This is a genomic window from Pseudomonas sp. NPDC088429, assembly GCF_044753305.1.
GTDB classification, from domain to species: Bacteria; Pseudomonadota; Gammaproteobacteria; order Pseudomonadales; family Pseudomonadaceae; genus Aquipseudomonas; species Aquipseudomonas rustica.
Genome location: NZ_JBIVMX010000081.1, coordinates 1 through 20916 on the forward strand (window position 1 = coordinate 1; position 20916 = coordinate 20916).

The 20916-nt window shown below is 59.8% G+C and carries 22 protein-coding genes; 11 read left to right on the plus strand and 11 right to left on the minus strand.

What is annotated here, in order from left to right; genetic code table 11:
- The 3 genes from ACIP66_RS25615 to ACIP66_RS25625 form a co-directional block, all read left to right on the plus strand.
- On the plus strand, positions 1 to 596 hold a 596-nt coding region (locus ACIP66_RS25615; protein ID WP_400651838.1), incomplete at its 5' end, for a cbb3-type cytochrome c oxidase subunit I.
- 116 nt (positions 597 to 712) lie between these two features.
- Positions 713 to 1264 (plus strand): cytochrome c oxidase assembly protein, encoded by a 552-nt coding sequence (locus tag ACIP66_RS25620; RefSeq protein WP_400651840.1) that lies wholly within the window; start codon positions 713 to 715, stop codon positions 1262 to 1264.
- Between the two features lie 25 nt (positions 1265 to 1289).
- On the plus strand, positions 1290 to 2177 hold the full coding sequence (locus ACIP66_RS25625; protein WP_053125435.1) for a cytochrome c oxidase subunit 3: 888 nt from the start codon (positions 1290 to 1292) through the stop codon (positions 2175 to 2177).
- Between the two features lie 95 nt (positions 2178 to 2272).
- Here ACIP66_RS25625 and ACIP66_RS25630 read toward each other — a convergent pair whose 3' ends face one another.
- Positions 2273 to 2476, minus strand: a complete 204-nt coding sequence (locus ACIP66_RS25630) for a twin transmembrane helix small protein (RefSeq protein ID WP_400651843.1) — start codon at positions 2474 to 2476, stop codon at positions 2273 to 2275.
- A 71-nt stretch (positions 2477 to 2547) separates the two neighbouring features.
- On the opposite strand from ACIP66_RS25630, the gene ACIP66_RS25635 reads away from it, so the two are divergent.
- Genes ACIP66_RS25635 through ACIP66_RS25655 form a run of 5 tightly spaced genes read left to right on the plus strand, consistent with a single transcriptional unit; the run spans position 2548 to position 6456 of the window.
- Entirely contained in the window at positions 2548 to 3288 is a 741-nt protein-coding gene (locus ACIP66_RS25635) for an SURF1 family protein (protein ID WP_282356641.1), read from the plus strand.
- Positions 3254 to 3847, plus strand: a complete 594-nt coding sequence (locus ACIP66_RS25640) for a hypothetical protein (RefSeq protein WP_400651846.1) — start codon at positions 3254 to 3256, stop codon at positions 3845 to 3847. Before ACIP66_RS25635 ends, ACIP66_RS25640 begins: the two co-directional genes overlap by 35 nt.
- 10 nt (positions 3848 to 3857) lie before the next feature.
- Positions 3858 to 4937 carry a heme A synthase gene (locus ACIP66_RS25645; protein WP_400651848.1) on the plus strand — a complete coding sequence of 360 codons (1080 nt, stop codon included), beginning with the start codon at positions 3858 to 3860 and terminating at the stop codon, positions 4935 to 4937.
- Complete coding sequence (cyoE, locus tag ACIP66_RS25650) at positions 4925 to 5824, plus strand: heme o synthase (protein ID WP_159813367.1); 900 nt, start codon at positions 4925 to 4927, stop codon at positions 5822 to 5824. Before ACIP66_RS25645 ends, cyoE begins: the two co-directional genes overlap by 13 nt.
- Positions 5821 to 6456, plus strand: coding sequence for an SCO family protein (locus ACIP66_RS25655; protein ID WP_008081211.1), 636 nt, complete (start codon positions 5821 to 5823; stop codon positions 6454 to 6456). The genes cyoE and ACIP66_RS25655 overlap by 4 nt, the downstream gene beginning before the upstream one ends.
- 174 nt (positions 6457 to 6630) lie before the next feature.
- On the opposite strand, the gene ACIP66_RS25660 is transcribed toward ACIP66_RS25655, so the two are convergent.
- From ACIP66_RS25660 to ACIP66_RS25670, 3 genes are all read right to left on the minus strand, one after another.
- Positions 6631 to 7401 carry a MetQ/NlpA family ABC transporter substrate-binding protein gene (locus ACIP66_RS25660; RefSeq protein WP_400651851.1) on the minus strand — a complete coding sequence of 257 codons (771 nt, stop codon included), beginning with the start codon at positions 7399 to 7401 and terminating at the stop codon, positions 6631 to 6633.
- Between the two features lie 76 nt (positions 7402 to 7477).
- Positions 7478 to 8188: a methionine ABC transporter permease gene (locus tag ACIP66_RS25665; protein ID WP_172680176.1), complete on the minus strand. Its 711-nt coding sequence runs from the start codon at positions 8186 to 8188 to the stop codon at positions 7478 to 7480.
- A gap of 5 nt (positions 8189 to 8193) precedes the next feature.
- Positions 8194 to 9201, minus strand: a complete 1008-nt coding sequence (locus tag ACIP66_RS25670; protein ID WP_007911748.1) for a methionine ABC transporter ATP-binding protein — start codon at positions 9199 to 9201, stop codon at positions 8194 to 8196.
- A 259-nt stretch (positions 9202 to 9460) separates the two neighbouring features.
- On the opposite strand from ACIP66_RS25670, the gene katE reads away from it, so the two are divergent.
- Positions 9461 to 11602 (plus strand): catalase HPII, encoded by a 2142-nt coding sequence (katE, locus tag ACIP66_RS25675; protein ID WP_400651864.1) that lies wholly within the window; start codon positions 9461 to 9463, stop codon positions 11600 to 11602.
- Positions 11603 to 11684: 82 nt separating this feature from the next.
- Here katE and ACIP66_RS25680 read toward each other — a convergent pair whose 3' ends face one another.
- The 4 genes from ACIP66_RS25680 to ACIP66_RS25695 are packed head-to-tail and all read right to left on the minus strand — an operon-like array spanning position 11685 to position 14484.
- Complete coding sequence (locus ACIP66_RS25680; protein WP_400651854.1) at positions 11685 to 12398, minus strand: PA5502 family lipoprotein; 714 nt, start codon at positions 12396 to 12398, stop codon at positions 11685 to 11687.
- A gap of 37 nt (positions 12399 to 12435) precedes the next feature.
- Entirely contained in the window at positions 12436 to 13224 is a 789-nt protein-coding gene (gene znuB, locus ACIP66_RS25685) for a zinc ABC transporter permease subunit ZnuB (RefSeq protein ID WP_008081222.1), read from the minus strand.
- Complete coding sequence (gene znuC, locus ACIP66_RS25690) at positions 13217 to 14002, minus strand: zinc ABC transporter ATP-binding protein ZnuC (RefSeq protein ID WP_008081224.1); 786 nt, start codon at positions 14000 to 14002, stop codon at positions 13217 to 13219. The genes znuB and znuC overlap by 8 nt, the downstream gene beginning before the upstream one ends.
- Positions 14002 to 14484 carry a Fur family transcriptional regulator gene (locus tag ACIP66_RS25695; protein ID WP_007911760.1) on the minus strand — a complete coding sequence of 161 codons (483 nt, stop codon included), beginning with the start codon at positions 14482 to 14484 and terminating at the stop codon, positions 14002 to 14004. The genes znuC and ACIP66_RS25695 overlap by 1 nt, the downstream gene beginning before the upstream one ends.
- A gap of 66 nt (positions 14485 to 14550) precedes the next feature.
- Between ACIP66_RS25695 and ACIP66_RS25700 the strand changes: the two genes are divergently transcribed.
- Entirely contained in the window at positions 14551 to 15471 is a 921-nt protein-coding gene (locus tag ACIP66_RS25700) for a zinc ABC transporter substrate-binding protein ZnuA (RefSeq protein WP_008081226.1), read from the plus strand.
- A gap of 84 nt (positions 15472 to 15555) precedes the next feature.
- Here the strand turns inward: ACIP66_RS25700 and ACIP66_RS25705 are convergent, their stop codons facing one another.
- Positions 15556 to 16509: a homoserine kinase gene (locus ACIP66_RS25705; RefSeq protein ID WP_400651858.1), complete on the minus strand. Its 954-nt coding sequence runs from the start codon at positions 16507 to 16509 to the stop codon at positions 15556 to 15558.
- 54 nt (positions 16510 to 16563) lie between these two features.
- Positions 16564 to 16854, minus strand: a complete 291-nt coding sequence (locus ACIP66_RS25710) for a DUF2782 domain-containing protein (protein WP_053125408.1) — start codon at positions 16852 to 16854, stop codon at positions 16564 to 16566.
- A 74-nt stretch (positions 16855 to 16928) separates the two neighbouring features.
- On the opposite strand from ACIP66_RS25710, the gene polA reads away from it, so the two are divergent.
- The gene (polA, locus tag ACIP66_RS25715; RefSeq protein ID WP_400651861.1) at positions 16929 to 19733 is read left to right on the plus strand and encodes a DNA polymerase I; all 2805 of its coding nucleotides are present in this window, start codon (positions 16929 to 16931) and stop codon (positions 19731 to 19733) included.
- Between the two features lie 423 nt (positions 19734 to 20156).
- On the opposite strand, the gene yihA is transcribed toward polA, so the two are convergent.
- Positions 20157 to 20801 (minus strand): ribosome biogenesis GTP-binding protein YihA/YsxC, encoded by a 645-nt coding sequence (gene yihA, locus ACIP66_RS25720; protein ID WP_122604724.1) that lies wholly within the window; start codon positions 20799 to 20801, stop codon positions 20157 to 20159.
- Between the last annotated feature and the right edge of the window lie 115 nt (positions 20802 to 20916).

Sequence of the window (20916 nt, forward strand, 5' to 3'; positions counted from 1 at the left end):
ACGGGGTGAAGGTGTTCTACTGGGCCAGCACCATGTTGCAAGGCTCGCTGACCTTCGAGACGCCGATGCTGTTTGCCGTGGCGTTCGTGATCCTGTTCTCCATCGGCGGTTTCTCCGGGCTGATGCTGGCCATCGCCCCGGCGGACTTCCAGTATCAGGACACCTACTTCGTAGTCGCGCATTTCCACTACGTGCTGGTGCCGGGGGCGATCTTCGGGATCTTCGCGTCGACCTATTACTGGCTGCCGAAATGGACCGGCCACATGTACGACGAAACCCTCGGCAAGCTGCATTTCTGGCTGTCGTTTGTCGGCATGAACCTGACCTTCTTCCCGATGCACTTTGTCGGATTGGCGGGGATGCCACGACGGATTCCGGACTACAACCTGCAGTTCGCCGACTTCAACATGGTCTCGTCGATTGGCGCGTTCATGTTCGGCGCGACGCAGATTTTCTTCCTGTTCATCGTCATCAAGACCATACGCGGCGGCCCGCCAGCACCGGCCAAACCGTGGGATGGTGCGGAAGGTCTGGAGTGGAGCGTGCCGTCACCGGCGCCGTACCACACCTTCACCACACCGCCGGAAGTGAAATGAATATCCAGCCTTTTGTAGGAGTGAGCCTGCTCGCGATGGCGGTGTGTCAGGCACATCGCGGTGGATCCATCGCGAGCAGGCTCACTCCTACAGGGTTTGGTGGGGAGGCATGAATCATGGCTGATTCGATCTCGATGAAGAAGCTCGTCACCCGCCTTCTCGGCGTGGTGCTGGCGATGTTCGTGTTCGGTTTTGCTCTGGTGCCGATTTACGACGTGATGTGCAAAGCCTTCGGCATCAACGGCAAGACCGGTGGGCAGTACGAGGGTGAGCAAGTGGTCGACACCTCACGCCAGGTGCGCGTGCAGTTTCTGTCGACCAACAACGTCGACATGCCCTGGGACTTTTACCCCAAGCATGACGAACTCACCGCCAATCCCGGCGCAGTCAACGAGATGATCTTCATCGCGCGCAATCCCACCGACAAACCGATGAGTGCGCAAGCCGTGCCGAGCATCGCGCCGAGCAACGCGGCGGCGTATTTCCACAAGACCGAATGCTTTTGCTTTACCCAGCAGGTGCTGCAGCCCGGTCAGCAGATCGAGATGCCGGTGCGCTTCATTGTTGACCGCGACATGCCCAAGGATGTGAAGCACCTGACGCTGTCCTACACGCTGTTCGATATCACCGCCCGACATCCGCCAGTGGCTGTAAACACTGGCGGTTGAGCGTGCCCGATAAGGAGAACAATAAATGGCAACTCATGAGCATTATTACGTTCCGCCGCAAAGCAAATGGCCGATCATTGCGACCTTCGGCATGGCCATCACCGTGTACGGCCTGGCCGTCTGGTTCAACGATCTGAAGGCAGCGCGCCCGGAATCCCACGGCCCGTACATCTTTTTCGTCGGTGGCCTGTTGCTGGCGTACATGCTGTTCGGCTGGTTCGGCGCGGTGATCAAGGAAAGCCGCGCGGGCCTGTATAGCGCGCAGCTGGATCGCTCGTTTCGCTGGGGCATGAGTTGGTTCATCTTCTCCGAGGTGATGTTCTTCGTCGCCTTCTTCGGTGCGCTGTTTTACGTGCGCCACGTCTCCGGCCCAGCGCTCGGCGGCGAAGGCACCAAAGGCATCGCGCATATGCTCTGGCCGAACTTCCAGTTCACCTGGCCGCTGCTGCACACGCCGGATCCGAAACTGTTCCCGCCGCCCAAGGACGTCATCAGCCCGTGGGGCCTGCCGCTGATCAATACGATCCTGCTGGTCAGCTCCAGCGTGACCATCACCATCGCCCACCATGCCTTGAAAAAGGGCCATCGCGGCGCGCTGAAAATCTGGCTGGCGATCACCGTGCTGCTCGGTTGCGCGTTTCTCGGTTTCCAGGCTGAGGAATACATTCACGCCTATCACGAACTGGGGCTGACCCTCGGTTCGGGCATTTATGGCGCGACGTTCTTCATGCTCACCGGTTTCCACGGCGCCCACGTGACCATCGGCACGATCATTCTGTTTGTGATGCTGATGCGGATCATGAAGGGCCACTTCGACAACGAGCACCAGTTCGGTTTCGAAGCGGCGAGCTGGTACTGGCACTTCGTCGACGTGGTGTGGATCGGCCTGTTTATCTTCGTTTACGTACTTTAACAACAGCTGCAAGCCACAACAAAAGCTGCAAGCTTCGAGCTTCAATGCAAAGCGGTAAGGCTTTTAACTTGTAGCTTGCAGCTTGCAGCTAGTGTCTACCACGGCACGTGGGACACCAATTGGCCGCTGTAAAAGCCCCAGGCGATCAAGCCGACGGTGGCAGCGGCCAATGCCACCCGAACACTCAAGGCGATGACCAGGCGATTGGAACTGCTGTCGTCCTTGACCAGGAAAAACAGGCCGCTGAACAGGCTGATCACCGTGGCAATCAGCATCAGGACGATCGCTGTTTTGAGCATGGGAAGAACTCCGGGGGACAGGCGATGCAGTTGAGTATAGCGAGCGCAACGACTGACTTTGTGGCGCGGCCATGAAGCGCTTTCGTCCGGGCGTGATTCCGACCGTGGTGGTGGCGTTATTGTTGCCGCTATTGGTGTCTTTGGGCTTTTGGCAACTGAGCCGAGGCGCCGAGAAAACCGCCCTGCTCGCCAGTTACGCCGAACGCCGCGCGGCCGAGCCGATGGCCAGCACCGAGTTGCCACACACATCCGATCCGGCCTATCGCCGCGTGCACCTGCACGGCCAGTTCGATGCCGCGCACAGTCTGTTGCTGGATAACCGCCAGCGTAACGGCAAGGTCGGCGTCGAGTTGCTGCAACCGTTTCAGGATCAACGCAGCGGTTTGTGGATGCTGGTCAATCGCGGCTGGTTGCCGTGGCCGGATCGCCGTGTACCGCCGCAATTCACTACGCCCACTGAGGCGTTGAATATCGATGCCTGGGTCTACGTCGCCCCCGGCGCCACTTTCCAGTTGCACGCTGATCCAGTCAGCAGCACCTGGCCACAAACCATCACCGCCGTCGAACCCGCCAAGCTGTGGCAAACCCTCGACCGCGACGGCTTCGCCTACGAATTACGCGCCGAACCCGGCCCGGCCAGCTACGAGGCCGATTGGCCGGTGGTTGCGATGGGCCCGGAAAAACACCTCGGTTACGCCGTGCAGTGGTTCGCCATGGCCACCGCCCTGCTCGGTCTCTACGTCTATTTGGGCTTGCACAACGCAAAGGAGAAACACCATGGGAACGGCCATGAATCCACCCAGCATGTCTGAGGCGAAACCTGCCGCCAGCCGCCGTCGCGGGCGCATTCAGTTGCTGCTGATTTTGCTCGGCGTGATTGGCCCGATGGTGCTCGCCACCGGCATGTACAAATTGCAGTTCTGGGTCCCGGACGGACGCAGCTATCACGGTGAACTGATCGGCAACGGCCAGACCCGCGCCGACCTCGGTGTGCAGGCCGATGAAGAGCGCTGGCAGATGCTGGTCACCGCGCCGAAAGATTGCGCGGTGGATTGCCAGCAACTGGTGTATCTGGCGCGGCAGATCCAGATCGGTCTCGGCCGTGACGCCGGCCGCGCCAGCCATGCCCTCGCCGCTGCACAACCGGTCAGCGCTGATTACGACGCCAAGCTCAACCGCGAATATCCACAGCTGCAACGCTACCCGCTGGACGCCGCTGTGTTCAGTAAAACCACGGGCGACAAAGCCACGCCGCAACTGTGGATCATCGACCCGCACGGCAATCTCGTGCTGCGTTACGAGCCGAATGTGAAGGGCAAGGATCTGCTCAACGACCTGCGTCACCTGCTGAAACTGTCGAACATCGGATAAGGGCATCGTCATGGCCAAACCTGGATTTCGCCTCGCGCTGTTTGCCACCCTGCTGGCCCTGATTGTGGTGCTGCTCGGCGCGTATACGCGCCTGACCCACGCGGGACTCGGCTGTCCGGACTGGCCGGGTTGCTACGGTTTTATCAGCGTGCCGAAAAGCGAAGCGCAACTGGCCCATGCCGAACTGCATTACCCCGACTCGCCGGTGGAGGCGCACAAGGGCTGGAACGAGATGATCCACCGCTACTTCGCCGGCACCCTCGGCATGCTGATTTCGATTCTGGCCGGGCGGGCGTGGGTCAATCGACGTCATCCGGGGCAGCCGTTGAAACTGCCGTTGTTTCTGCTCGCGGTGGTGTTCGCACAAGCGGCGTTCGGCATGTGGACGGTGACGCTCAAGCTCTGGCCGCAGGTGGTCACCGGGCATCTGCTCGGCGGGTTTGCGACCTTGAGTCTGCTGTTTTTGCTGACGCTTAGATTGTCCGGCGTGCTGCCGGCGCTGACCGTGCCCAAGCGTTTGCAGTATTGGGCGACGGCGGGATTACTGTTGGTGATTGGTCAGATCGCGCTGGGTGGCTGGGTCAGTTCCAACTACGCGGCGGTGGCGTGTATCGACTTCCCGACCTGCCACGGGCAGTGGTTGCCACCGGCGGATTTCGCCAATGGATTTCATCTGACGCAACACATCGGCCCGAATTATCTCGGCGGGCAACTCGACAGCGATGCGCGCACGGCGATTCACCTGACTCACCGGATCGGCGCGCTATTGGTGACTTTGGTGCTCCTCGGTTTGGCGTGGCAATTGAAAGTGGTCGGCATGACGCGGCTGGCCGGTCTGGTGCTGATTGCCCTCGCCGCGCAAATCACCCTCGGCATCAGCAACGTGTTGTTCCATCTGCCGCTGCCGGTAGCTGTCGCGCATAACGCCGGCGGGGCCGCGTTGTTGCTGACCATGGTGCTGGTCAATTACCACGCGCGCACCAGTCTGGTTCGGGTCAAACAACCGGTGCTCGCACGCTGGCGCCTGAGTCCGCGTAAACACGCGGCCGCGCCCATCACTATTAAAGGAGAAACGCCGTGGCGATTCTGATTGGCGAACGTCCCGCCCAAGCGCTGTGGCGAGATTATCTGGAACTGACCAAACCGAAAGTCGTGGTGCTGATGCTGATCACCTCGCTGGTCGGCATGTTCCTCGCGACCCGCGCCGGGGTGCCATGGACGGTGCTGGTGTTCGGCAATCTGGGGATTGCGCTATGTGCCGGTGGCGCGGCGGCGGTCAATCATGTGGTTGATCGGCGCATTGATGCGGTGATGGCGCGTACGCATAAACGGCCGTTGGCCGAGGGCCGGGTTTCGCCCGCAGCGGCGCTGACCTTTGCGTTGGTTCTGGCGCTGCTCGGTCAGGCGTTGTTGCTGACCTTCACCAATCCGCTGACGGCGTGGCTAACGCTCGCTTCGCTGCTCGGTTACGCCGTGATTTACACCGGTTTCCTCAAACGTGCGACGCCGCAGAACATCGTCATCGGTGGCCTCGCCGGCGCCGCCCCTCCTCTGTTGGGGTGGACAGCCGCCACCGGCCACGTCAGCGCCGAACCGTTGTTGCTGGTGCTGATCATCTTCGCCTGGACGCCGCCGCACTTCTGGGCGCTGGCGATCCATCGCAAAGAGGAATACGCCAAAGCCGACATCCCGATGCTGCCGGTCACCCACGGCGAGCACTACACCAAAGTGCACATTCTGCTGTACACCTTCGCGCTGCTGGCGGTGAGTCTGCTGCCGTACGTGATCCACATGAGCGGCGTGCTCTACCTGATTTGCGCGCTCGCTCTGGGCGCAAGGTTTCTGCAATGGGCCGTGGTGCTGTACCGTGGCACTCGGCCGCACGCGGCGATCAACACCTTCAAGTACTCTATTTGGTACTTGTTTCTGCTGTTCATCGCCCTGCTCGTAGACCACTACTTACTGTTGAACCTATGACTCGAACCCAGAAAACCGTCTTCATCCTCGTCGCCGTGATCGCGCTGATCCTCGGCCTGACCGTCAACAAAGTGCTGAGCGGCAAGGGCCAGGGCGACCCCACGGCGCTGATTGATGCCGGTATCATCCTGCTGCCACAAAGCCGGAATCTGCCGGACGTAACGATGACCGATCAGGACGGCAAACCGGTGGCGATCAATGAGTTGAAAGGTAAGTGGAGTTTGCTGTTTTTTGGCTACACCTTCTGCCCGGACATCTGCCCGACTACCCTCGCACAGCTGCGCCAGATCAAGAGTGAACTGCCGAAAGACGCCGTGGATAAGTTGCAGATCGTGCTGGTCAGCGTTGACCCGAACCGCGATAACCCGAAGCAGTTGAAGCAGTATCTGGGCTACTTTGATCCGCAGTTCATTGGCTTGACGCCGACTTCGATTGAAGAACTGCAGAAGGTGGCGAATGCGGTGAGTATTCCGTTTATTCCGGCGGATACGAGTAAGCCGAATTACACCGTCGACCATAGCGGCAACCTCGCGGTGATTGGCCCGGATGGCACCCAGCGCGGCTTTATTCGGGCGCCGTTGAATAATGCCAAACTGGTTGCGCAACTCCCGGTCATGCTTAACCGCAAATAAGAACACCGCCGATCCCTTGTAGGAGTGAGCCTGCTCGCGATGACGTCGGCACATCCAATATTGATGTGACAGCTATACCGCAATCGCGAGCAGGCTCACTCCTACAGGGTCGGTATTTCAAACAAAAAAAGGGGACGCTCATGGCGTCCCCTTTTTTCGTTGCAGCAATCTAAATCAGAACGCCGGCAATACCGCACCTTTGTACTTCTCGGTTATGAATTTCTTCACTTCCGGGCTGTGCAGCGCAGCAGCCAGTTTCTGCATCGCGTCGCTGTCCTTGTTGTCCGGGCGGGACACGAGGATGTTCACGTATGGCGAGTCGTTACCTTCGATCACCAGCGCATCCTTGGACGGATCGAGCTTGGCTTCCAGCGCGTAGTTGGTGTTGATCAGCGCCAGGTCAACCTGAGTCAGCACGCGCGGGATGGTCGCGGCTTCCAGTTCACGGATTTTCAGGTCTTTCGGGTTGGTCGCGATGTCTTTGACGGTCGACAGGATGTTGGTCGGATCCTTCAACGTGATCACGCCAACCTTGGCCAGCAGCAACAGCGCACGGCCGCCGTTGGTGGCGTCGTTCGGGATCACCACGTTAGCGCCGCTTGGCAGATCCTTCAGATCCTTGAGCTTGCTCGAGTAGGCGCCCAGCGGCTCCAGGTGCACACCGGTCACAGCCACCAGATTGGTGCCCTTGGCCTTGTTGAACTCATCCAGATACGGCTGGTGCTGGAAGAAGTTGGCGTCCAGACGCTTTTCCGCGACCTGTACGTTTGGCTGAATGTAGTCGGTGAAGACCTTGACCTTCAGATCCACGCCTTCTTTGGCCAGGGCTGGCTTCACGAACTCGAGGATTTCTGCGTGCGGCACCGGAGTGGCGGCAACGGTCAGGGTTTCGGCGTGGGCCGAGAATGCTGCAACGGCAGCGAAAGCAGCGATCAGTTTTTTCATTCAGCTAACTCCTTATGAGGCGCCCGTCTTGCGCCTGCCAGCGAATGGCCGGCTCATCTGTTCAATACAAAACCGCTTATTTGCGCGAGAAATGCACGACCAAACGGTCGCCCACCATCTGCAGCACTTGCACCAGAATCAGCAGCAACACCACGGTGACGATCATCACGTCAGTCTGGAAACGCTGGTAGCCGAAACGGATCGCTAGGTCACCCAGACCACCGGCGCCGACCACACCGGCCATTGCCGTGTAGGAAACCAGTGTAATCGCCGTCACCGTAATCGCTGCATAGATGCCCGGACGGGCTTCTGGCAGCAATGCGTTGAGAATGATCTGCCGCGTGGTCGCACCCATGGCCTGGGTCGCTTCGATGATGCCGCGATCGACTTCACGCAGCGCGGTTTCCACCAGACGCGCGAAGAACGGCGTCGCACCGACGACCAGCGGCGGAATCGCACCGGCCACGCCCAGCGACGTACCCGTGATCAGCACGGTGAGCGGGATCATCACGATCAACAGAATAATGAACGGCAGCGAACGCAGGATGTTCACCGCCAACGACATGATCGCGTAGAGAACGCGGTTTTCCAGCAACTGGCGCGGGCTGCAGAGAAACAGCAACACGCCCAGCGGCAGGCCGAGCAACACGGTGAACAGCAGCGAGCCGCCGAGCATCATCATGGTGTCGTTGGTGGCCAGGCCGATTTCCAGCCAGTCGATGTTCTGGAAGAACAGCTTGATGGCTTCTATCGCGGCGTCGTAATTCTTGATTGCAGCGTCGAACATTTCCATTAACGCAGCACCTCCATGTGGACATCAGCGGCGGTGAAGCGGGCGAAGGCCGCTTCCATGTCGCCACCGGTGACGGCCAGGGTCAATTGCCCGTAGGGGATGTCTTTGATGCGGTCGATACGACCGGCGAGGATGCTGTAGTCGACCCCGGTTTCCCGGGCGACAGTACCGAGCAAAGGCGCGTAGGTCGCTTCGCCCTGGAAGGTCAGACGGACGATACGGCCCGGCACGTGCGCGAAATCATCACGCTGCTCGCCTTCATCGACCTGCTCGTCTTCCTGAACAAAACGCTTGGTGGTCGGGTGCTGCGGATGCAGGAACACATCGGCCACCGAACCTTGTTCGACGATCACGCCAGCGTCCATCACCGCCACTTGATCGCAGACGCGACGGATCACGTCCATCTCGTGGGTGATCAGGACGATGGTCAGTTTCAGCTCGCGGTTGATCTCGGCCAGCAGTTGCAAAACCGACGCGGTCGTCTGCGGGTCGAGGGCACTGGTGGCCTCGTCGCACAGCAGAATCTTCGGCTTGGTCGCCAGAGCGCGGGCGATACCGACGCGCTGCTTCTGGCCGCCGGACAATTGCGCCGGGTATTTTTTGGCGTGGTCGGACAAACCGACGCGCGCCAGCAGTTCAGCCACACGCTGATTGATCTCGCTGGTCGATAATTCACCGGCCAGGGTCAGCGGCAACGCAACGTTGTCGGCGACGGTCTTGGAGGCCAACAGGTTGAAGTGCTGGAAGATCATCCCGACTTGCTGACGGAAACGGCGCAGGCCTTTGGCGTCGAGCGCGGTGACTTCTTCACCGTCGACGAAGATCTTGCCGCCGCTGGAATCTTCCAGGCGATTGATCAGACGCAGCAGGGTACTTTTTCCCGCACCGGAATGGCCGATCAGGCCGTAGACCTGACCGTTCTCAATCGAGAGACTGGTCGGGTGCAGCGCGGGAATGTCCTTACCGGCGACGCGGTAAGTCTTGTGGACGTTTTGAAACTCGATCACGTAGCGAACCTTGTGGGGCGCGTTAGAAAAGGATCAGCGGTTAGCCGGGCGCGCATTTTAGCCTGTCCGTATAGAGGTTCTTAGCATTTATTTCGCAATTAACCTTCGATTTGGCAATAACAAGATCAAAGGTCATAAAAAAGGAACGCTCCGAGCGCCTCATCAGTCACTAAGTAAGCGACTTGAAAACCCTGGGTGCCGTGCCCGGGAACCACTCAAGAGTCCCCGGCAAACACGGGGTCAACCGAGGAGTTTACGACTGATGAGCAAGAAGCCTACGTCCGACAAAAGCCAGATGGCCGGAACCGATGCCCCGGATCGAGCCAACACCAACGCCAAACTCGACAGCCTGGAGAAATTTCGCTCCGACGCTACTGGCCAAGCCCTGCGCACCAATCAGGGCGTCAAGATTGCTGACAACCAGAACACCCTGAAGGCCGGCCCGCGCGGGCCATCGCTGCTTGAAGACTTCATCATGCGTGAAAAAATCACGCACTTTGACCATGAACGCATCCCGGAGCGCATCGTCCACGCGCGCGGCACTGGCGCGCATGGTTTCTTTCAGGCTTACGAGAACCATTCGACACTGACCAAGGCCGGGTTCCTACAGGATCCGGGGAAAAAGACGCCGGTGTTTGTGCGCTTTTCCACGGTGCAGGGCCCGCGTGGTTCCGGCGACACCGTACGCGACGTGCGTGGCTTCGCGGTGAAGTTCTTCACCGATGAAGGCAACTTCGACTTGGTCGGCAATAACATGCCGGTCTTCTTCATTCAGGACGCGATCAAGTTTCCCGACTTCGTCCACGCGGTGAAACCTGAGCCGCACAATGAAATCCCTACCGGTGGCTCTGCCCACGACACCTTCTGGGATTTCGTCTCGCTGGTGCCGGAATCGGCGCACATGGTCATCTGGGCGATGTCTGACCGGGCGATCCCGAAAAGCCTGCGCAGCATGCAAGGCTTCGGCGTGCACACCTTCCGGCTGATCAACGCCGAGGGCAAATCGCGCTTCGTCAAATTCCACTGGCGCCCTACTGCCGGCACTTGCTCACTGGTGTGGGACGAGGCGCAGAAGCTCGCCGGTAAAGACACCGACTACCATCGCCGCGACCTCTGGGAAGCGATCGAGATGGGCGACTACCCTGAATGGGAGCTTGGTGTGCAGATCATCGAGGAGGAAAACGAGCACGACTTCGATTTCGACATCCTCGACCCGACCAAGCTGATCCCCGAAGAAATCGTGCCGATCACGCCGCTGGGCAAAATGACCTTGAACCGTAACCCGGACAACTTCTTTGCCGAGACCGAGCAGGTTGCGTTCTGCCCTGGCCACATCGTGCCGGGCATCGACTTCTCCAATGACCCGCTGCTGCAAGGTCGGTTGTTTTCCTACACCGATACGCAAATCAGCCGACTCGGTGGGCCGAACTTTCATGAGCTGCCGATCAACCGTCCGGTCGCGCCGTTCCACAACGGTCAGCGCGATGCGCAGCACCGTACGGTGATCGACAAGGGCCGTGCTTCCTACGAGCCGAACTCGATTGATGGCGGCTGGCCGAAAGAAACCCCACCTGCCGCGCAGGACGGTGGTTTTGAAAGTTATCCAGAGCGCATCGACGCGAACAAGATCCGCCAGCGCAGCGAGTCGTTCAGCGATCACTTCTCTCAGGCAACGTTGTTCTTCAACAGCATGAGCGACCACGAGAAAGAGCACATCATCGCGGCCTATAGCTTCGAGCTGGGCAAGGTTGAACGCGAGTTCATCCGTGCGCGCGAGGTGAACGAGATTCTGGCCAACATTGATCTGGAACTGGCCAAACGTGTCGCGGCCAACCTGGGTCTGCCTGCGCCTACCAAAGGCACGGTGGATGCACGCAAGGTGTCGTTCGATCACTCGCCAGCGTTGAGCCAGGCGAATCTGCTGCCAGAGAACATCAAAACCCGCAAAGTGGCGATTCTTGCTGCTAACGGCGTCGATGGTGCGGCGATTGATGCAATGAAGAAGGCATTGGCAGCGGAAGGTGCGCACGCGAAATTGCTCGGCCCGACTTCGGCGCCGGTGAAAACTGCGGACGGCAAAATGTTGCCTGTGGATGCTTCAATGGAAGGCATGCCGTCGGTGATTTTCGATGCGGTGTTTGTGCCGGGCGGCGCGGCGTCGGTCAAGGCCTTGAGCGGTGACGGCGTGGCGTTGCACTACGTGCTGGAGGCCTACAAGCATTTGAAGGCGATTGCGTTGCAGGGTGATGCCAAGCAATTGCAGGATCTGCTGAAACTGGAAGCGGATGCCGGGTTGTTGCAAGGCAAGGATGTACCGGGGCTGACCAAGCCGTTCTTTGCTGCGATTGGGCAACATAGGGTTTGGGCTCGTGAGCCTAAGGCGAAAGCGATTCCAGCTTAAAAAGCAAAAGATCGCAGCCTTCGGCAGCTCCTACAGGGTGTACCTTAATCCCATGTAGGAGCTGCCGCAGGCTGCGATCTTTTTACGGTTTACGCGGACTAAGAACCATCTGCGCCGGCACGGTGCGCACGATCTGCTTCTCAATCTTCAGATCAAAATCCGGGTCGAGCTTCTTGACCCGCTTGGTCAGCAACGTCGACAACCACGGATAGTCATTCGTCCGTGGCGCCTGAATCGTCACCCCACACTCATAATTCACCACATCGGCGGCGATCGCATCCAGTTGGCGGCGAAGTTTGTGGCTATCGGTGATGTTCAGCGCAACCGTGGTGCTCTCGGCGGTCGGATCGATCACCTTGGCTTTCGGCTTGGCCTCAGCGGCCAGCAGCGCTGCTTCAGCCTTCTCCAGCTCAGCCTTGCGCGCTTCAGTAATCGCGCCGTTGACGCCACCGGTTAGCGCCGGCGCCTTCGGCATCAGCACGCGGGCACGGCTCAGCGCCGTAGCGGCGGCATTCACATCACCCTTCTGCAACACGATCTGGCTGCGACGCAGATACGCTTCGGCCAACTGCCGCTGGTATTGCTCAAGGGATTGATCGTTTGGAGTTTCTTTCTGCAAAGCAGCCAATTGGTCTTCAGCGGTGGCCAGTTCGCTGCTGGCCAGGCTTTGCTCCAGCTGTGCGATGGCCGTAGCCCGCGCATCGGGGGCTTCAACCACCGGTGGGGTACTTTGGCAGGCGCCCAGCAGCACTGAAAATGCGACAAGGAGCAGATAACGGGAGGCGAACGGCTTCATTCCTGCGACTCTCTATTTGCGCAAAAAGCGGCCAAGTCTACACCCCACGACGGGGCAGAACAAAACTCAGCAGAAACAGTGCGGCCGCCGTCACAACGATTGACGGGCCTGCCGGGGTGTCCTTGAACCACGACAGCGCCAGCCCGCCACACACGGCGAGCATGCCCAGCAGGCTCGCGCCGACCGCCATTTGCTCCGGCGATCGGGCGTGACGCTGTGCCGCAGCCGCCGGAATGATCAGCAGTGAAGTAATCAGCAACACACCGACGATTTTCATCGCCACCGCGATCACCACCGCAATCAACAACATCAGCGCCATGCGCAGTCCGGCGACCGGCAGGCCTTCGACCTTGGCCAATTCTTCGTGCACGGTGATCGCCAGCAATGGCCGCCACAATGTCACCAGCAACACCAGCACCGCCGCGCTGCCGCCGAGAATCCACGCCAGATCAGTCGGGCTGATCGCCAGCAGGTCGCCGAACAGATAGGCCATCAGGTCGATCCGCACTTCATGCATGAAGCTTAGTACCACCAGGCCGAGAGAGAGCGTGCTCGGTGCGAGAATTCCCAACAGCGTGTCAGACGCCAGCGGTTGGCGCTGTTGCAAGGTCACCAAAAGCACCGCCAGCAGCAGGCAGCCTACCGTGACCGCGACCGTCGGGCTGACATCCAGCAAAAAGCCCAAAGCCACACCGAGCAACGCGGCATGGGACAGGGTGTCGCCGAAATAAGCCATGCGCCGCCAGACCACAAACGAACCGAGCGGCCCGGCCACCAGTGCCAGCGCCAGACCTGCAAGCAGGGCATACAACAGAAAATCAGCCATGCTTGCAGTTGTCTCCGTGAACGTGAGGTTGGCCAATAACCGGCCCTTTGACCACCGAACCGTGCAGGTCGTGAGCGTGGTCGTGATGGTGGTGATAGACCGCCAGGCTCTGCGCGTTCTTGCCGAACAGTTCGACAAACGCCGGATCGCCGCTGACCTGCTCGGGATGCCCGGAGCAGCAGACGTGACGGTTGAGGCAGACCACCTGATCGGTGGTGCTCATCACCAGATGCAAATCGTGGGACACCATCAGCACGCCGCAGCCATGGCGATCGCGCAGACGGGTGATCAGGCTGTACAACTCGGCTTGCCCAGCGACGTCGACGCCTTGCACCGGCTCGTCGAGCACCAGCAATTCCGGCTCGCGCAGCAACGCCCGCGCCAGCAATACGCGCTGCATTTCACCGCCGGAAACACTTTGCACCGGGCTGTCGATGACGTGCTCGGCGCCAACTTCTTTCAACGCGGCCAGCGCACGCGGACGATCCACGCCCGGCACCAGACGCAGAAAACGCAGCACCGACAGCGGCAAGGTCGGATCGACGTGAAGTTTTTGCGGCATATAGCCGACACGCAGCTTCGGCTTGCGCCAGACGCTGCCGCTGTCCGGCTTCAATAAACCCAGCACGGCGCGCACCAGCGTGGTCTTGCCGGCGCCGTTAGGGCCGATCAACGTAACGATCTGCCCCGGCTCGACGCTCAGCTCGATGTTGTCCAGCACGGTCTGCCCGGCAAACGTGACGGCGACCTGTTCCAGACGGATCAGCGCGTTGCTCATCAAGCCCCCTGGCAACCGGAGCACAGGCCGACGACTTCGACGGTCTGCGCTTCGACGATGAAACCAACGTCTTTGGCGCTGTTGATGATCGCGTCGCTGATCACTTTTTGCTCAAGTTCGATGGCGGCGTGGCAATCGCGGCAGATCAGGAACTGGCCCTGATGCGCATGCTCGGGGTGGACGCAGCCTACGAAGGCGTTCAGCGAAGAGATGCGGTGCACCAGGCCGTTTTCCAACAGGAAATCCAGCGCGCGGTACACGGTTGGCGGCGCGGCGCGGCGGCCGTCCTGCTCGCTGAGCACGGCGAGAATGTCGTAGGCGCCCAGCGGTTTGTGGCTCTGCCACACCAGTTCCAGCACCCGGCGGCGCAACGCGGTCAGGCGCAAGCCTTTCTGGGCGCACAAGGTATCGGCCTCGGACAAAGCGCTGTGCACGCAATGAGAGTGGTCGTGGGGACGGCTGGCAATCGGTGTAATAGGCATGGGCGGCGACGAGTTTTGATAGAGACGTTATTATGTTACCCGTTCTCGCCTCCTTGAGTGGTCATCGTGTCCCGACTTTTTTCTGTTTTTGTGGCTTTTGTCGCCAGTTTTCTGTTGATCGGTTCGGCTCAGGCCGAGGTCAAAGTCCTCACCAGCATCAAACCGTTGCAGCTGATTGCAGCGGCCGTGCAGGACGGCGTGGCGATTCCCGAAGTGCTGCTGCCGCCGGGTGCGTCGCCGCACAATTACGCGCTGCGGCCATCCGACGTACGGAAGGTGCAATCGGTCGATCTGCTCTACTGGATCGGCCCGGACATGGAAGGTTTCCTGCCGCGCGTGCTGAACGGTCGTACGCTGCCGAGCGTGGCCGTGCAGGATCTGCCGGGGATGAAGCTGCGCCGTTTTGCTGAAGACAGCCACTCCCACGCCGAAGAGGCCGACGAGCATGATCACGATCATCGCCCGGGCACACTGGATGCGCATTTGTGGCTATCGCCGGTCAATGCGCGGGTGATTGCCGACAAGATGGCGGCAGACTTGAGCGCTGCCGACCCGGCCAACGCCGAGCGTTATCAGAGCAATGCCAAGGCGTTTGACGCGCGTCTGGATGCGCTGGATCAGCGTTTGAAGCAGCGTCTGGCCAGTGTTGAAGGCAAGCCGTACTTCGTCTTTCACGAGGCGTTTGATTACTTTGAAGAAGCTTACGGCCTGAAGCACGCAGGGGTATTCAGTGTTGCAGCGGAAGTGCAGCCAGGTGCACAGCATGTCGCGGCGATGCGCAAGCGTTTGCAGGAAGTGGGCAAGACTTGTGTGTTCAGCGAGCCGCCGTTGCGTCCGCGTCTGGCGGAGACATTGGTCGCTGGCCTGCCAGTGAAACTGGCTGAGCTGGATGCGTTGGGCGGGTATACACCGGCGACGGCTCAGGGGTATGAGCAGGTGTTGGAAAAGTTGGGTAATGATTTGGCCGGGTGCCTGGAATCTCTGTAACCCCATAGAAAAAAGATCGCAGCCTTCGGCAGCTCCTACAGGTGATTCCATGTAGGAGCTGCCGAAGGCTGCGATCTTTTGATCTTAAAGCGCGAAAGGCAACGGTGTATGCACCTGCTGCCGCTGCGCCAATTTCTGCTCAAATTCCCGCGGATCGTGAATCAACACGTCCTGCCCGGCAAACTGCTCCGCCGCAATCAACCGCGACAGCCAGAACCGCACACACGCCACGCGCAGCATCGTCGGCCACAACTCAGCCTCCGCCGCGGTGAACGGGCGCAGCGCCGCATAAGCGCCAAGAAATGCGCGGGCACGCGGGCCATCGAGCAAACCGTCCTCGTCCGAGCACCAGTCATTCAAGGCAATCGCCACGTCGTACAGCATCGGCCCCGAGCAGGCGTTGTAGAAGTCGATCAGCCCGGTCAGGTGCGTGCCTTCGAACATCGCGTTATCGCGAAACAGGTCGGCATGAATGTTCGCCCGAGGCAGCGCGAGAATCTTGTCTTTGCGCTCGGTGATTTCATCCAGGGCCTTCTGCAGCAAGGCACGCGGCTCATCGCTCAGGTGCGAGAGAAATTCGCTGCCCTCTTCCAGCATCCAGTCCAGGCCACGGTCGGTCTTGCGCTTGATCATGCGCTCGCCCTGCGTCGCCAGGTGCAGATGCGCCTGCAATTCGCCGACCTGCACGCAATGCTGGGCATTGGCGACCTTGATGTGCTTGCCCGACAGGCGCGGTTGCAGCAGCGCCGGTTTGCCTTTCAGCTCACGTAACGCCACGCCGTCTGTGGTGCGCAGTGCGTACGGCACCGGCAGATCAGCTTCGTGGAGCACGTCGAGCAGGTCGATGAAGAACGGCATCTCCTGCACCGGGCCGCGCTCGACCAGGGTCAGGACAAATTCGCCCTGCTCAAGGCTGATAAAGAAATTGGTGTTTTCGCTGCCGGCGGCGATCCCCTGGAAATCAAGCAGACGGCCTAGCCCGTAAGGGGCGAGAAAGGTTTCCAGCTCGGGCCGAGCCAGGGGCGTGAACACAGACATGTTTTAACTGCCAGTACGGGCGCCGCCAATTGCGGCGCCGGGTGAATTAAAAACTTACTTCCATTCGAAAATCTTCCATGACGGAATCAGCATATCCGGCTGATCCGAGCGGATGAAGTTGGCATCCGTCCCGTCGGCACGCACCAGAAAGTACGGCGGAAAGCCTTTCTGGGTCACTTTGATCGCATAGAGGAAACCGTTCTGGCGGTACTCCTGAATGGTCTTGTCGCCTTCCGTGCGGATGGTAACTTCCGGCTCCCCTGTCGGTGCATCATCCGCCGCTATCGCGGCCAACGGTGAGGCAGCAATCAGACCGACCAGCAGCAAGCGATTTAACGTACGCATGATAACCTTGTCCCTTTGTCGTCAACGGTCCCGCTATTCTAGCGCCGGACCCGCCGAAAAGGTTGATCCTGCTCATGAGCCAAGCCCCCCTCGTCCTGGTGGACGGTTCGTCTTACCTGTACCGCGCCTTTCACGCGCTGCCACCACTGACCACTTCCAAAGGCCTGCCGACCGGTGCGGTCAAAGGCGTGCTGAACATGCTCAAGAGTCTGCGCAAGCAGTACCCGGACAGCCCGTTCGCCGTGGTGTTCGACGCCAAGGGTGGGACATTTCGCGATGAGATGTACGCCGAATACAAAGCCAATCGCCCAAGCATGCCCGACGACATGCGCGTGCAGATCGAGCCGTTGCACCAGAGCGTGATCGCCCTCGGATTCCCGCTGCTGTGCGTGGAAGGCGTCGAGGCCGATGACGTGATCGGCACCCTCGCGCGCAGCAGCGCGGCGGCGGATCGTCCGGTGATCATCTCCACCGGCGACAAGGACATGGCGCAACTGGTCGATGGCCACATTACCTTGGTCAACACCATGTCCGGTAGCTCGATGGACGTGGAAGGCGTGAAGGAGAAATTCGGCGTCGCACCGGAGCAGATCATCGATTATCTGGCGCTGATGGGCGATTCGTCCGACAACATTCCGGGCGTTCCGGGCATCGGCCCGAAGACCGCTTCCGGCTTGCTGGTCGGCGTTAACGGTGGCCTCACCGAGCTGTACGCCAATCTCGACATCGTCCCGACCCTGCCGATTCGCGGCGCGAAAACCCTGCCGGCCAAGCTCGAAGAGCACAAGGAGATGGCATTCCTCTCCTATCAACTGGCGACGATCAAGATCGACGTGCCGCTGGACGTTGAGCTGGACGATCTGCAAATGGGCGCGGAAGACCCGGCCAAGCTCTACGAGCTGTACTCGCTGCTGGAATTCAAAAGCTGGATCAATGATCTGGATCGCGACGCCAAACGCCTGGAATTGAGCGCGGCCAGCGAGCCTGCGCCGGCTGGCGATCTGTTCAGCGCGCAAGACATCGAAACTCCTGCTGCTCCGACCGAAGCGGCGTACGAAACCATCCTCGATCAGGCACGTTTCGACGTCTGGCTGGAAAAACTCAACAACGCCAAGCTGTTCGCCTTCGACACCGAAACCACCGGCATCGATGCGCAGCAGGCGCAATTGGTCGGCCTGTCGTTCGCCGTGCAGGCCAACGAGGCCGCGTACATTCCGCTGACCCACTCCTACATCGGCGTGCCAGAACAGCTGGATCGCGACACCGTGTTGCGCGCTCTCAAGCCGATTCTGGAAGACCCGAGCAAGCTCAAGGTCGGCCAGCACGCCAAGTTCGACATGAACATCCTCGCCAACTGCGCCATCGGTGGTGATCAGAGCCAAGGCATCAGCGTGCGCGGCATCGCCTTCGACACGATGCTTGAGTCTTACGTGCTCAACTCCACCGCCACCCGCCACGACATGGACAGCCTCGCGCAGAAGTATCTGGATCACACCACCGTGAGCTTCCAGGACATCGCCGGCAAAGGCGCCAAGCAGCTGACTTTCGACCAGATCGCCTTGGAACAGGCCGGCCCGTACGCCGCCGAAGACGCCGACATCACGTTGCGTCTGCACCAGACTTTGTTCGAAAAGCTTAGCGCGATCCCGAGCCTGGCCAGCGTACTGAGCGACATCGAAATCCCGTTGGTGCCGGTGCTGGCGCGCATTGAACGCCAGGGCGCGTTCGTTGACGCGGAGCTGCTCGGCATCCAGAGCATCGAGCTGGGCAACAAAATGGTCGCGCTGGAGCGCGAAGCGTTCGAGATCGCCGGGGAGGAGTTCAACCTCGGCTCGCCGAAGCAACTGGGCGTGATTCTCTACGAAAAACTCGGCCTGCCGGTGCTGAAGAAGACTGCCAAGGGCCAGCCGTCCACTGCTGAAGAAGTGTTGGCGAAACTCGCTGAAGACGATCACCGCTTGCCGAAGGTGCTGATGGAGCACCGCTCGATGAGCAAGCTGAAAAGCACTTACACCGATCGCCTGCCGGAGCAGATCAACCCGCGCACCGGGCGCATCCACACCTCGTATCATCAGGCGGTGGCGTCGACCGGTCGCTTGTCCTCCAGTGACCCGAACCTGCAGAACATCCCGGTGCGTACCGCTGAAGGCCGCCGTATCCGCCAAGCGTTCGTCGCGCCAAAAGGCTACAAACTGCTGGCGGCGGACTATTCGCAGATCGAACTGCGGATCATGGCGCACCTGTCCAAGGACGAAGGCCTGATGAACGCCTTCCGCAACAATCTCGACGTGCACACCGCCACCGCTGCCGAAGTGTTCAAGGTCGAACTGCACGAAGTCAGCTCCGATCAGCGCCGTGGCGCCAAGGCGATCAACTTCGGCCTGATCTACGGCATGGGCGCGCAGAAGCTCGGCAAGGACATCGGCGTCGACACCAAGACTGCCAAGGCTTACATCGACACTTACTTCGCCCGTTATCCGGGGGTTCGCGAGTACATGGATCGCACCCGCGCGCAGGCAGCGGATCAGGGTTATGTCGAGACGTTCTTTGGTCGTCGTCTGTACCTGCCGGAAATCAACTCGAACAAGCCGCAGGAACGCGCCGCCGCCGAACGCACGGCGATCAACGCGCCGATGCAGGGCACCGCTGCCGATATCATCAAGAAAGCCATGGTGGCGGTGGATGAATGGCTGGCGACGTCCGGGCTGGACGCTCGCGTCATCCTGCAGGTACACGATGAATTGGTGCTGGAGGTTCGCGAGGATCTAGTCGAGCAGGTCAGCGCTGAAATCCGCGTGCACATGAGCGAAGCGGCGAAACTGGATGTACCGCTGCTGGTCGAAGTGGGTGTGGGCAACAATTGGGATGAGGCTCACTGAGCCAGTTGATGTCGGTCGCCGCGACATAGCGTCGCGGCAGACCCGATAAATCCTGCTTATTTCGAAAAGCGCTTGGGGTTATTCCAAAGCTTTTCGAAAATAATCTGAACTAATCTGGAAGATCACTACTCAGAGTTACTGAATGGCTGGTGAAGCCCTTCAATGCTCCTATGTTGTGTTAAGTGTTGGCAGATATCTGAACCCCGCCCTAGCGGTTCGGAACTTAAACCCCGGAATTTCTCCCTCCCCAATGAAATCCGGGGCTTTTTTTGCCCAAAATTTGTCTGTAGCGCGTTCATGCTGCGTTGAAAGCGCAGCTCAAATGCTCATTTAGGTTCCCTAAAGTCGAGCGCGACCCCGGCCGCTTTTCACTGCCCTTTCGCCTTGCCTGAACACACTACAAACAAATTTCCATATCCCGACTTACTCGGCTGCCGCCTCGGCGCCTTTGTCAGCCAGTTCCATCCAGCCGGCCAGTACAGTGTAGGCCTCTTCCAGACCCATGCGTTTTGGTGCGGAGAACAGTTGGATGGTGACTTGATCGCCCCAGCCTTTGCGGATTTCCGACTGCACTTTGAGCAGGGTGTTTTTGGCTGCGCCGTAGGTCAGTTTGTCAGCCTTGGTCAGCAGGATGTGCATCGGCATGCCGGCCGCAACGGCCCAGTCGAGCATCAGCAAGTCGAAGTCGGTCATTGGATGACGGATGTCCATCATCAAAATCAAACCCTTCAAACTCTCGCGGCCACCGAGGTAAGCCTCAAGGTGACGCTGCCAGTGCATCTTCAGCGGGATCGGTACTTTTGCATAACCGTAGCCCGGCAGGTCGACCAGACGGCGATCTTCGTCTAGCTTGAAGAAGTTCAACAGCTGTGTGCGACCCGGCGTTTTCGAGGTGCGCGCCAGGCTGGCGTGAGTCAATGTGTTCAGTGCGCTGGATTTGCCGGCGTTGGAACGGCCGGCAAACGCGACTTCGAAGCCTTCGTCGTCAGGGCATTGATCGACTTTGGCGGCACTGAGCATGAACGTGGACTGTTGGCACAGGCCGAGGATGGGATTCTTGAGTTGCATGGGATTTCCGATGTGGGCGGCGCCGGGATTGGGCGCGGAACGCGGTGTCGCTTCCGTTTCAGTGACGCCAGTATATAATGCCGCAGATTTTGTGTGTGCTTTGTCCCTGCGAATG